Annotated in this window: 12 protein-coding genes and 1 tRNA gene; 3 read left to right on the forward strand and 10 right to left on the reverse strand. The window is 66.8% G+C overall.

Annotated features, from left to right (window positions below; translation table 11 throughout):
* Positions 1 to 120: 120 nt before the first annotated feature.
* Positions 121 to 1080 carry a GNAT family N-acetyltransferase gene (locus tag AB0K08_RS13455; RefSeq protein ID WP_363355264.1) on the reverse strand — a complete coding sequence of 320 codons (960 nt, stop codon included), beginning with the start codon at positions 1078 to 1080 and terminating at the stop codon, positions 121 to 123.
* Positions 1081 to 1754: 674 nt separating this feature from the next.
* On the opposite strand from AB0K08_RS13455, the gene AB0K08_RS13460 reads away from it, so the two are divergent.
* Positions 1755 to 2654, forward strand: a complete 900-nt coding sequence (locus tag AB0K08_RS13460) for a tyrosine-type recombinase/integrase (RefSeq protein ID WP_363355265.1) — start codon at positions 1755 to 1757, stop codon at positions 2652 to 2654.
* On the opposite strand, the gene AB0K08_RS13465 is transcribed toward AB0K08_RS13460, so the two are convergent.
* Positions 2655 to 2727 (reverse strand) — tRNA-Arg (locus AB0K08_RS13465).
* A gap of 192 nt (positions 2728 to 2919) precedes the next feature.
* On the opposite strand from AB0K08_RS13465, the gene AB0K08_RS13470 reads away from it, so the two are divergent.
* The gene (locus AB0K08_RS13470; protein ID WP_363355267.1) at positions 2920 to 3525 is read left to right on the forward strand and encodes a hypothetical protein; all 606 of its coding nucleotides are present in this window, start codon (positions 2920 to 2922) and stop codon (positions 3523 to 3525) included.
* A 68-nt stretch (positions 3526 to 3593) separates the two neighbouring features.
* Here the strand turns inward: AB0K08_RS13470 and AB0K08_RS13475 are convergent, their stop codons facing one another.
* The 6 genes from AB0K08_RS13475 to AB0K08_RS13500 form a co-directional block, all read right to left on the reverse strand.
* Positions 3594 to 4526, reverse strand: coding sequence for a tyrosine-type recombinase/integrase (locus AB0K08_RS13475; RefSeq protein WP_363355269.1), 933 nt, complete (start codon positions 4524 to 4526; stop codon positions 3594 to 3596).
* Between the two features lie 268 nt (positions 4527 to 4794).
* Positions 4795 to 5145 carry a hypothetical protein gene (locus AB0K08_RS13480; RefSeq protein WP_363355271.1) on the reverse strand — a complete coding sequence of 117 codons (351 nt, stop codon included), beginning with the start codon at positions 5143 to 5145 and terminating at the stop codon, positions 4795 to 4797.
* Between the two features lie 3 nt (positions 5146 to 5148).
* Positions 5149 to 6036 carry a peptidoglycan DD-metalloendopeptidase family protein gene (locus AB0K08_RS13485; RefSeq protein WP_363355273.1) on the reverse strand — a complete coding sequence of 296 codons (888 nt, stop codon included), beginning with the start codon at positions 6034 to 6036 and terminating at the stop codon, positions 5149 to 5151.
* 4 nt (positions 6037 to 6040) lie between these two features.
* Complete coding sequence (locus tag AB0K08_RS13490; protein ID WP_363355275.1) at positions 6041 to 6412, reverse strand: hypothetical protein; 372 nt, start codon at positions 6410 to 6412, stop codon at positions 6041 to 6043.
* Positions 6409 to 6873: a hypothetical protein gene (locus AB0K08_RS13495; RefSeq protein WP_363355277.1), complete on the reverse strand. Its 465-nt coding sequence runs from the start codon at positions 6871 to 6873 to the stop codon at positions 6409 to 6411. The genes AB0K08_RS13490 and AB0K08_RS13495 overlap by 4 nt, the downstream gene beginning before the upstream one ends.
* 91 nt (positions 6874 to 6964) lie before the next feature.
* Positions 6965 to 7135: a hypothetical protein gene (locus AB0K08_RS13500; RefSeq protein WP_363355279.1), complete on the reverse strand. Its 171-nt coding sequence runs from the start codon at positions 7133 to 7135 to the stop codon at positions 6965 to 6967.
* Positions 7136 to 7284: 149 nt separating this feature from the next.
* On the opposite strand from AB0K08_RS13500, the gene AB0K08_RS13505 reads away from it, so the two are divergent.
* Positions 7285 to 8568 (forward strand): O-antigen ligase family protein, encoded by a 1284-nt coding sequence (locus AB0K08_RS13505; RefSeq protein ID WP_363355281.1) that lies wholly within the window; start codon positions 7285 to 7287, stop codon positions 8566 to 8568.
* Between the two features lie 7 nt (positions 8569 to 8575).
* Here AB0K08_RS13505 and AB0K08_RS13510 read toward each other — a convergent pair whose 3' ends face one another.
* Entirely contained in the window at positions 8576 to 11017 is a 2442-nt protein-coding gene (locus AB0K08_RS13510; protein ID WP_363355283.1) for a hypothetical protein, read from the reverse strand.
* Positions 11018 to 11030: 13 nt separating this feature from the next.
* A complete protein-coding gene (locus AB0K08_RS13515) occupies positions 11031 to 11435 on the reverse strand; it encodes a hypothetical protein (RefSeq protein ID WP_363355285.1) in 405 nt (134 codons plus the stop codon).
* Between the last annotated feature and the right edge of the window lie 10 nt (positions 11436 to 11445).

The raw sequence follows: 11445 nt of genomic DNA on the forward strand, positions 1-11445 counted from the left end.
CCCGGACCATCAGCCTGGCCCGCCGCCAGGACGTGAGCCCCACCCGCGCCGCGGCTGCCCTGCGGCGCGTGCTGTTGTCCACGGCGGATGCGCTCGCGGACGGGGAGGACGGGCTGGTGGTCAGCCCTCCAGGTGCAGCACGAAGTCCGTGTGTGCGGAGCGGACGGTGAAGCCGGCCTTCCCCAGGGTGCCGCGGATCCTGGGGTTGGCCGTGTCGACGCTCGAGGTGGCCAGCCGGACGCCGGACGCGCCGGTGGCCGCGAGCATGGAACGGGCCAGGGCGGTCCCGATGCCGGCCCGGCGGGCTCGGGGGTCGACGGCCAGGTAGCCCAGGCTCCAGTCGGTGGGGTATGCCTGGATGGCCGCGATGCCCACGATGCTGTCGATCTCGTCGGCGCCGGGACCCGGGGCGGACCCCCGATGCGCCAGCCAGGGCACGGACGCGGGGCCCTCTGTCATCATGTCCCGGTGGGCGGCGGCCGCCGCCTCCGGACCGAGCCTCGCCACCTGGGTCCGGTCGTGGTGGTCCAGGCTGTCGGCCATGGCCGCCGCCATCACCTGAACCACCCGGGGATCGAAGGGGTCGATCTCCACGATGCGGTCCCGGCCGTCCCCGCGGGCGTCGGTGGTCGCCCCGGTCTCGGCCTGAAGCTCCAGCCGGTCGCCGTCGATCTGCCAGCCACGGGCCGCCAGGACAGCGCGTTTCACTTCGGGATCCGGTTCGTCGGCATCCACCACCGTGACCTCGACCCGGGCCAGGGCCGTGGACCGCGCCGAGGAGGCGATGCCGTCCAAGAGCACCCCGTAGATCTCCGCCAAGTCGATCCCCGCCAGGTCGGTCCCCGCCAGGTCGGTCCCGCCGGAGGCGAGTCGTTGCGCATAGGCGACCGTGACGCCGTCGGGATGCGTATACAGGCCCACCCGCCCGAGGTCGGCCCCGTCGCCGGTGGCGGCGACGATCAGGTGTTCGGGCCGGACCGTTCCGCGGACCAGGTTGCGCCGCAGCCGCTCGAGGTCTTCCTCGGGGTCGGGGGCCAGCGCGCTGAAGCGTTCCGGAGACGGCGTGATGACATGCAGCATGGAGCTCCCTCGGGTCGGTGTCTCCATCATGGGTGGTTCTGGGCCTGACGTCGATGTCAGCGCCGCTCGACCATGCCCTGCGGGTCATCGACCATTACGCGACCCGCAGCGTCACGATGAGGAAGACCCGCCAAATAAGCGTTTTGCCTCGTCAGCTGATCCGATGGTGCCCCAGGAGGGAGTCGAACCCCCGACCAAGAGATTACATGATCGGGGTTATTGACCTCTTCCCCAGAGCCGCCCGCATGGCCCAGATCGCCGCCGCGTGACCACGGCATACCTCACCGAGGAGACGACGACCATGCCCAAGAGCAACGAAGCGGCTCCGCCGGATGCGTACGACCTGATGCTCTACGCCGCATTGCAGCTCGTGGAGGACCACGATGCCGGGCGGGACACCAGATACTCGCGCTCTTACTACGAGCGTTGCCGTTCCCAGGTGGACCCGCGGCGTCTTGCGTACAGGGCCTGGCTTGCCGCCGGCGCTGACGCTCCACCTCCCGCCGAATAGCCCGCTCCTGTTTTCTGGCACGCAAAACTACGCCCACCACTTGCCATAACGAAACGGTCTCGTTTCCTGCTTTGGGGCATGTCAAACCATTCTTTCAGTGCTTGCGTAGGTCATGTGCGCACCCCCATTACTCACCCCCATACCCCCGATGGAGGATTACACCGTGACCATCCCCGCACCCCTGCACTACTGGGCCACCTGGCAACGAGCCGAAGGCCTCGGCGAGCGCGTCATCCGCGAGCGCATCCAGTCGATCGAGAAGCTGCTGCGAGAGACTGACACCACGTTGGAGACCGTCGGCCGGCGCGACCTGGTGATGTGGCTCGGCATGCACGAGTGGGCGCCGTCCACGCGGAACAACCGTCGGAGCCTGCTGCACACGTTCTTCACCTGGATGCAGGACGAAGGCCTACGGACGGACAACCCTGCTGCTCGGCTGCCGAGGGTCCGGGTGCCGAAACATGCCCCGGATCCTTTCAGCGTGCCGGAGATCCAGGCACTACTCGATTCCGGCGTCTACCGGAAGACCAGGGCGGCGATCGCGCTGCACTACTACCTCGGCCTGAGGGTGTCTGAGATCGCGGCCGTGCACGGTCGGGACGTGGACCGAGAGCGCATGGTCGTGCGTGTCGTCGGCAAGGGCTCGAAGCGGGCGCCGCTGCCATTCCCGGACGCCGTGCACGCCCTGGTGCTGTCGATGCCATCTGATGAGTACTGGTTCCCGAACCGGCAGGCGAACCGCCTGTACGCCGCGGGCGAGGGCCACGTGCTGGGCAAGAGCATCAGCGAGTCGATCAACGACGCCATCAAGCGGGCCGGCCTGGCCCACCGTGGCCACCAGCTGCGCGCCGCGACGGCTACCGAGATGAACCGGGCCGGAGTGGCCTCCCTCGTCGTCCAGGAGGGCATGCGCCACGAGTCCATGGCCACCACGCAGATCTACACGAAGGTCGACCTCGAAGCCGTCCGAGACGGGCTCAACCGGCTGCCCGTCGTGGACTTGGACAGCGAGCGCCGGCAACGACGCGGAGGCCGGACGGCTGCGGGCCGGTTGGCTGCATAGTGCCCCAGGAGGGAGTCGAACCCCCGACCGACGGATTAGAAAGCCGCTGCTCTATCCACTGAGCTACTGGGGCCGCGGCGACCATCGTACCGTGAGGACATCATCACTCGAGCAAGGAGACACCATGAAGAACAGGACATCGCTCATTGCCATAGCGGCGGCTGCCGGCCTTCTGCTAGCAGGCTGTGGTCAGACAGGCCCTCAGGGCAATGATTCCACCCCAGCACCGTCAGCGAGCGCGCAGGACGCCAGCCCAGAGGCTTCAATGGCTGAAACCTCACCTTCGTCGCCTTCGTCTCCGGAGGTCGAAAGCTCGCCAGCGTCGGCAGGCGCATGGGGCAACCCCGACGCGGTAGCCCCGGCCGAGGGGGACCCGATCGACACCATCACGATCGTGGGAACCGAAGGCACCGAGGTGGCCACTGCACTGGATGCCGTGGAATACAGCGAGGGGCCGGACGGTGCGACCGTGGCTGCCCTGGCCTTCACACTCACACCCACCGGAGAGGTCCCCACCCACTTCGGTTCGCCCATCGAGGGGACGGACTGGGTGTACGCGACCAGCCCCGACGGAAGCGACGCCCAGAGCTTCTTCCAAATGACGAGCGACTACAGCGAGAACTGGGTCGGCCGCGACGTCGACACCTGGAACTCTGGCCCCTACGCACCGGGCACGACCTACCAGGTACTCGCTACCATCCCGATCGAGAGCCCGGGCGGGTACATCGCCTACGTGACCGGGGAAGGCCACATGGTGGGACCCATCGAACTACCAGCGGAAGACACGGGCCTCCCGAATGCTCAGATCGGCCGCGCCCACGAGATCGTCAACGACCTCGGATCCTCAGGCATGCTGCTGAGCAGCTGGTAGCTGCAGGACACACCAGAAGAGCCCCCGCACCCTCCAGAAGAGGATGCGGGGGCTCTTCTGTGCCCCGTCTAGACGATCCCGCCGAGGTAGGAACCCACGGTGTGGACCGCGTGGCGGTCGAGGGCGTGGCGGGCTCGGTCGTACATGGCCGTGGTGCGTGGGTCAGCGTGGCGGGCGGCGATCTGCACGGTGCGGAGGTCGAGGCCGGTGTCCAGGGCGGTACTGACGAAGGCGTGGCGCAGCATGTGCGGGTGGACCTTGAACGGGATGCCAGCCTCCACTCCGAGGCGTTGGACGATCCATGCCAGCGACCGCCGGTCGTGGGCCTCGCCCTGCTTCGGGCCCCGCCGGCGGACCAGCAGGGGCCCCTCAGCGCGGTCTCCGATGCAGGCGTCGATGGCGCGCTGGACGTTCACCGGCAGTGGGATGGTGGCGGGCTTGCCGCCCTTCCCGATGAACCGGATGACCCGGTGGCTCTGGGCCTCGTGCTGGGTGTCCTCGATGCGCAGGGCGGAGGCCTCTGACACGCGGAGGCCGAGCGCTCCCATGAGGGCCACGGCGCACCGCTCGGTTGGGTCCTCGTGGGCGGCTTTGAACAGGTCGCTGAGCTGCCACCGGCTCATGCTGACTAGCTGGGAGTCATCACGCCAGTTCCGCGGCCCCTTCACCAGCACCGACGGGTCCTTGTCCAGGTACTCGTCCAAGACGCAGGTCTTGTAGAAGGTGCGGATGATGCCGAGCTGCTGAGACACCGTGGCCCGGGCCAGCCCGTCCTCGCCCATGGACCGGACGTACGCCTCGAGCAGGGGCCGCTTGATCAACATCGGCGGGACGCCCTGGTCAGCACACCAGTTGAAGTACCGGCGGAGGGCGAATGTGTAGGTCACTCGGGTGCCGCTGGTGTATCGGGCGAGGAAGGTCCTGGCGGCGAGCGCCGCGGGATCCGTCACAGGAAGCGTGGGTGCTTCTGGGGTGGGCAGGGCGGGGCTATTCTGTTCCATGTCGTCTCCAAGGGTTCGTCTTGGTTTCGGCAGCCCCGTCTGGTGTTAGCGCACCGGGCGGGGCCCTTTTTGTTATCCGACGAGGATACACCCGGCCCACCCGGCCTGTCAGGGGCATTCCACAGTTGGCGAACGCACAAAAGCCGCCCCCACCGCGTGATGCGGTGGGGGCGGTTCTGTGAGTGTGCCAGGCTCCCGGGTGGGCCGGCGGTCCGGGAGCCCGGCGGTGCGGTGGTCACAATCCCGCCACCGCTCGGGGGTCAGCGGGTCAATCCAGCACGCGGGACGTAACGGCCTCGTGCCGGCCGGGCTCGTTCTCCACGCCGGTTCCGAGGCCGATGCGCTCGAGGAGTCGGTTGACGCCGGGGATGGCCATGATGCGGGTGGCGATGCCGCCGATGGCCACGACGACGGCGGACACGGCGAGCAGGGCCCCGCGGAGCTCGTCCGGCACGAGGGGTTCGGCCAGGATGGCGTCGATGATCGGCGGGCCGAGCACCACGACGCCGATGGCAACAGCCACCAGAGTCTGGACCACGGTGCGGACGGTGGCCTTCGCCGGGTGTGCCACCTGCGTGGGGGTGCCCGGTTCGATGATGGTTCCCTCGATGGGTGCCATGGTTCAGCCTTCCTTCTTGTTGGCGGTGGTTGTGGCGGTGATGTCCACGGTGAAGCCGGCCTCGACGGCTTCGGATGCGCCCTTCTCGGCTGCGGCGGCGACTCGGTCCACGAGGTCGGCCACCTGACCGGGGGTGAGCCCGGTAGAGGCGGACACCTCCGCCACGGCCTTGATGACCTCCGAGTTGGCTGCCTTGATGGCGTTGGTGTTGGCGAACGCAGCCTGAGAGCCCACGGCGGCATCCCAGAGCAAGGAACGCAGGTTCTCGCCGTTGTGGCCGACCTTGGCCCAGGACAGGCCTCCGTAGGTGATGAGGCGGTCATACAGGCGGTCTACCTCGTCGGTGACGTGGGCCTTGATTTCGTTGACTTCTGCTGCGGACAAGGTGTCCTCCTTCGGGGTGGTGCTGGCGTGCTGGTAGATGGGGGTGGCGGTGGAGCGTCCGTCCCAGTCGTCGTAGAGGCGCCCCTCCCGGATGGTCCAGCCGTAGTCGGCCAGGCGGGCGATGGGGTCGTGGTGGCTGTACGGGTTGTCGGAGTCTTTCCACCACTCGAAGTGCAGGTGGATGCCGGCAGAGGCTTTGAGGCCGGTGTGCCAGGTGTCGGCCAGCCGGTCACCGCGGCGGACGACCTGCCCGCGCCGGACCTTGCAGTACCGGGTGTGGCCGTAAGTGGTCGCGGATCCGTCCGGGTGGCGGAGCTTGATCTGTGGGCCGGTGCGGAGTGGGATCGTGCCGTCTGCGGCGATCTCCACTACCCCGTCAGCGGCCGCGTAGACCGGGCTGGACTGGCCGGGGACGACTCCACCGAAGTCCACGCCCGTGTGCGTGTACTTCCTCCACGCCTGGTAGCCGTAGCCGGACGTGAGTCGGGATCGGTTCTCTACTGTCATCGGTTCATTCCTCGTCGTAGTCGTGGTGCCGGGACAGTTCTGCGGGCCACGGTGGCGGTGGTGGTGGTTGCCCCTCATCGATGTGGCGGCGGAGCTTGCTGATGTAGTCGTCCCGGATGCGTTCGCGCCGCAGGGCCTGGTTCTGCTGCGCTTTGAGGCCGGTCACGTCGGCTCTCATCACGACCATCTCCTCCTGTAGCTGGTCGATCAGGGCGTGCTCGGGACGGCCACGGTGCTGCATCCGTGAGGCGATCCACGTGCCGATGACGGCGATGATGGCGACGATGACCGTGACGATCCAGTCACCGAGGAGGGGGTCGAGGCTGAGGGCGAGCGCTCCGATGGTGGCCAGGAAGGTCTCTTCGCCGTTCATCATGCGGCGTCTTCCTCGTCTGCTTCCTCCATCCCGGCCGGATGTGCCATGTCATGCAGGGCGGTGACCTTGAAGAGGAGCCCACCGATGGCGGCGGAGAGCGCGAGGTAGTTGATGGCGGTGACCCAGCCGGTGGTCCATTGGCCGTGGAGCCCGGACACGGCCCAGGCCACCAGGTAGGCGGCCCCCCATGCCGCCCCGAGTCCGACGGCCAGGGGGAGCCCGCGCCGGGTGTGGCCGGCGGCCATGTCGGCCACGCACAGCACGGCGGCGAGCGCCCACGCCAGTGCCCACGCCCACAGGAGGTGGCCGCCGAGGCTGATCATGGCGATGACGTTCTCCATGGTCCCGCCGACGATCCCGGGCATGTAGGCCACGGCCCTGGTGGCGCAGTAGATGGCCACGGCGGTGAGGGCGACGTTCCGCCCGATGCGGACCCGCGTGTGCGGTCTGGGTCTGGACATGGCCCCTCCTGGGCATGGGTGAGGCCCCGACCGGTGTGGTCGGGGCCTCGCGTGGTGGTGTTCGGTTATGGGGCGAACTCTTAACCCAGAGTTAAGAGTTCGGTGCGCCCAGGCAGGGGTCCTGGCAGTCGTCCCCCTCGGGCTCCGCGTTGTACCCGTAGGACAGGCCGCTGTCCGCCGGATCGCAGCGTTGCTTTCCGCGGTACCCGCCCTCGATGTGGACGGTGCCCTCGATGGGCCGGCCGCAGTGCTTGCAGTTCATGGTGTCCTCTCGGCTGGGACTCGGCTATTCCGGCAGTCAGGCGAAGTGGTGCCCGGTAAGCTGATGCAGTCTTAGCACTTTGAGGGGGAGCTTTGTCTGTTCAAGCAGTCAGTCGGCGATACGATGCTCCGGCATCACGAGGCAGCGCCATGACCCGTGCCACGCCGCTGATGGAGCAGGAACGGTCACCGCACGTGCTTGCACTACTGCTGGCCCTGGTCGCAGCGACATCTGGCACCGAACGTGGGCTGATCGTCCCTGGACTGAAACTCAGCGACATCGTCCTGGTGGTCTTGATCGGCGCAATCTTCGTGCGCTGGCTAGGCCGCTGGCGGATCATCGACGGGCTCGGGTTAGCAGTGCTCGGGTACGCAGGTGTCTACGCGTTGATGACGCTCATCAACTTCGCGCAGAGGCCAGAACTCCCCGTGTCGGAGCTGCTGCCGGAGCTGCTCTCCGGGCCGCAGTTCCTACTCCTTTACCTGGTGGCCTTCGCAATTGGGCAGAAGACCGACCGGCTGACTGTTTGGTTAAAGCCCACCATGATCATCGCTTCTCTGATGGGCTTGCTGGCGGTGGTACAGGTCCTCGACGTTGGGCCGACCAGGGAGATACTGTCCGTCCTGACCGGCGCGGAACGGCTCCTGGACCCACTTGAATGGCAGGTCTATCGCGGCACGGGGTTGTTCCCAAGCTGGCACGCGCTGGGAATGTACCTCGCCATCCACGCGGTGATCGCCATCGTACTCATCGGCCGAGAGACCCTCGAACCTCGCACTCGGCGTTGGCTGTTCGTGGCGGCCATCATGTGCTCGATCGGCATACTAACCACCACCACCGGCACGCCAATGGTGATCGTTGCCGTGGCGATCCTGTTGTATCTGCTGTCCCCAAGGAACGCGGTCCTGGTGGTGCTGGCAGGCGTTGTCCTGACCGTCGGCGCCACGGCAACCCCGATTTGGGAGAACATCTCACAGCGCATCGCCGTGCAGTTCGATGGGGATTCGTTGATCCCGAGCTCGTTCATGTACCGAGTGCGGATCTGGGAGCGTGACTTCATCCCCCTGATCGAGCAGAGCCCGTGGACCGGGCACGGCCCGGTCCTCGCTGAGGCTGGGTTGTTTGAGTACATGGAGTCGATGTACATCACCGTCCTGGTCTACGGCGGCATCCCGCTACTCCTGGCGCTTGCTGTCCTAGTGGTTGCCGCGTGGGCGAGGATGCGGGCCGTTGCGAGTACGGCGGTTGCTCCGATGCTGTCTGGTGCGTCCCGGGCCATGAAATTCCTCATGGTGATGCTCGCCGGATTCATGGTGATCCACCCCTACCTGGCCGACGCGGGCGGCGCGCCGATGGTGTTTACGGCGCTGGGCGTCGTCTCCGGCTTTGCGTACTCCCAGCGGGCGACCACAACAGAGGCGATCGCCCGCTAGCCTCCCGTCAAGAGATCTTGGTCAGGGAGTATCCGCCGATCCGGAGCATGTACCCAGATGATGCGCTGTCCTTGAACATGGAACGGAACCCAAACCTGTGCAACCCGGAGTAGGGGATGGTGATGGTCTGGGAGGTGTTCCACGGGGATGGGAATGCCAGGTACGTGTTAATTCCTGGTGCGCCGGGGATTGGTGCGGACCCGAGGAGCGGGGTGGCGATTCCCCCGTCTGTGTCTCCGTAGAAGAACAGGCGCATCTGGTATGTGCCCTTCGCCAGCACTAGATCCCATTCGATCTGTGCCCCACCGGTGCCGCCACTAGTCCCTTCACCGCCGACGAGCTGCCACCCTCCGGGCAGGTCCATGTTCATGGAGGGCGCGTTGAAGCTCCGGCTGAATGACGGGGTGGCGTGAGCGTTGACCTGGACGATATGTGGGGGCTGTAGTCCAGTGACTTCGCCGGTGGATTCCACGGTTCGGGTGACTACTGCACCTGTGACCGTCCCCCCGGTGGCTACGGGGGTGTCCATGCGCACGTTGTCCATGACAACCCTGTCAGTGGCGTCGAGGGGCGCGGATGCCCCCCCGATGGACCGGAACATGGCGGCCATGAGTGCCCCGCCGATGATCTCGATGTTGCGGCCACGGAAGGCCCAGTTGCCGGGGTTGGCGGTGTCCTCAAACCGGGCGAGGACACTGCTGGTCCCAGTGACTCCGGTGTAGTCGAACAGCACCCCATCGAGGCGGATGTCGCAGTCGTTGAGGTGGAACGCTCCTTCCAGGTTGGTGCCGTTCAGCTTTGGGGCAATGGTGGCATTCCCTCCGATGCGTGCCTGCACGTCGTATCCGGTCATGAAGTGGCGCTCTGACCGGAAGTTGCCGCCGTCGATCTTGATCCGTGGGATGCGCCGGTCGTGCCCGGATGCCCTGTTGGCGGTGAAGCTGGACCAGGTGACTCCATTGGTGGAGCAGTTGATGTACTCGGGTGCCTCGGTGTCCCCGGCGTAGGAGGACAGGACGGCGAATCCGACGCTGGAGTCCTCGACGTGGCAGTTGATGTAGCGGTGGTTCTTGCCACGCGCCTGGAACCCGGCCCCAGAGGACTGGTTGCCGAACACGGTGCCGCGTGCGGTGCAGTTCACGAACGTGACCCCGTAGGCCTCTTCGTGGGTGTCGAAGGGCGCGTTGGTACAGCCCAAGGCGTGGGAGTCGGAGACGACGGTGTGTGCGGTGCGCCCGTATCGCCAGACCCGGGTGTCGTTCTCGTCCGGGGATAGGCCGTTGGTGGTCCACCCGTGGCGGGCGTAGGACACCATGAGGCCGTGAGTGAGGCCGTAGACGCTGTTCCGGTCGTTCAGCCCGTACCCATACCGGCCGAACTGGGCCTCGTTGAGAATGTTGGACAGGTCCCAGCTCCGTGCCCGGTAGGCGTAGCATCCAGCGGCTTCAACGACTGGGCCGGTGGCGGACTCCACGTGGAGTTTGGCCCACTGGGGTGCCATGGACCCGTTGGCGTAGATCATCGTTTCGGACCAGACGCCCATGCCCTCGTCTGCGACGGCGACGGCCAGCCCATCGAAGTGCAGTGCACCGGACTCGTGGCGGACGACACGGACGTTCTGCGTGTACGCGTCGATCTGGCGTAGCTGGCCGGACAGGTACACGTGGTCCCCGTCTACCTCCTGCACCATCTGGTATTCCCCGGATCGTGCCGTGGCGGACCGGGCGGCTTCCAGTAGGTCGTCCGCGATGACCTTCACGATGTCACCAGCGCGCAGGTCGTGGCCGGTCGCGGTGAGTCGGGTGACGCGGCTGGCGGACCCGTCCCCGAGGACGTGGGGCACGGACTCCACGATCGAGACGTAGTTGATGTTGCCGAAGGTGCCGGTGTGGCCGAGGATGGGGCCGTTGTACCCCTGGATGAGGGTGCCGCCCTTGAGTGTGATGGTCTTCGTTCCCGCGTCCACCATGTTGTTGAGCCGGTACCGTTTGTTCCGGCTGCCCAAGTCCAGTACAGCCCCGTCCGGCAGGGAGTCCGCGAACGCCTGGAGGGCGGCGTGGTTGTCTGTTGCATTGTCAGGCATCCCGTGGAACCGGTACACGCCCGTCTGCTCCGTGATCGTCCCGGCAATCTGGGCCTTTAGTGCAGAGTTCGGGGCGGAACCATCCGTGTTGATCGCGGACGCCATCGCGTTGTCCAAGTCGGTGATCCCCGCGGGATCCCCGTCGACGCCCTTCGGGATCTTAGCGTCCACCCTGTAGCTGTCCTCACCGGTCTGCACCAGAGAGAACTCTGCCGGCTGGCCGGAGGCCACCTGAGTCGTGGTGCCGGCGGCGAGCGCCGGAGCCGGGCCCACTGGTCCCTTGATCTGGTCCTGGAAGTCTGGATCCGCGAGCGCGTCATCCAGGGCTGTCTCGGTGACCAGGCGGACGTTGCGGGGCTGTGCCATGGGGTGCTCCTTCTCAGGCGAGGACGAGGAATGGGGTGCCGTCGGTGTCCTGGCCTACCTTGACGGTGGCGGATCCGGGGGCGTAGTAGGGGGTGCCGTCGGTGTCGATGGCGATGTGGGAGACGGTCAGGCGTTCGAGTTCGGCGACGGCGTCCCCGGAGGCCCCTACGACTTCGAGGCACCACTGGTGGAGCTTGACGGGGCCGGTTTCGAGGCGGACCCTCCGGGTGGTGTCTTCGGTCTGGAAGGGGGCGAGGAGTCCGTGGGCGCCGGTGATGAGGGTGATGGGCTGCTCGTCGCGGTAGACCTGGACCGGGGCGTCGGTCTCTGCGTCGAATACCTTGGCGGTCAGTCCCATCAGTGGGCGGCCGGTGGCCTGGTCGGCGACGACTCCGCCGTCGTAGGTGTTGAAAGGCATCTGCGTCTCC

This window comes from Citricoccus sp. NPDC055426, from assembly GCF_040677445.1.
Lineage (GTDB): Bacteria > Actinomycetota > Actinomycetes > Actinomycetales > Micrococcaceae > Citricoccus.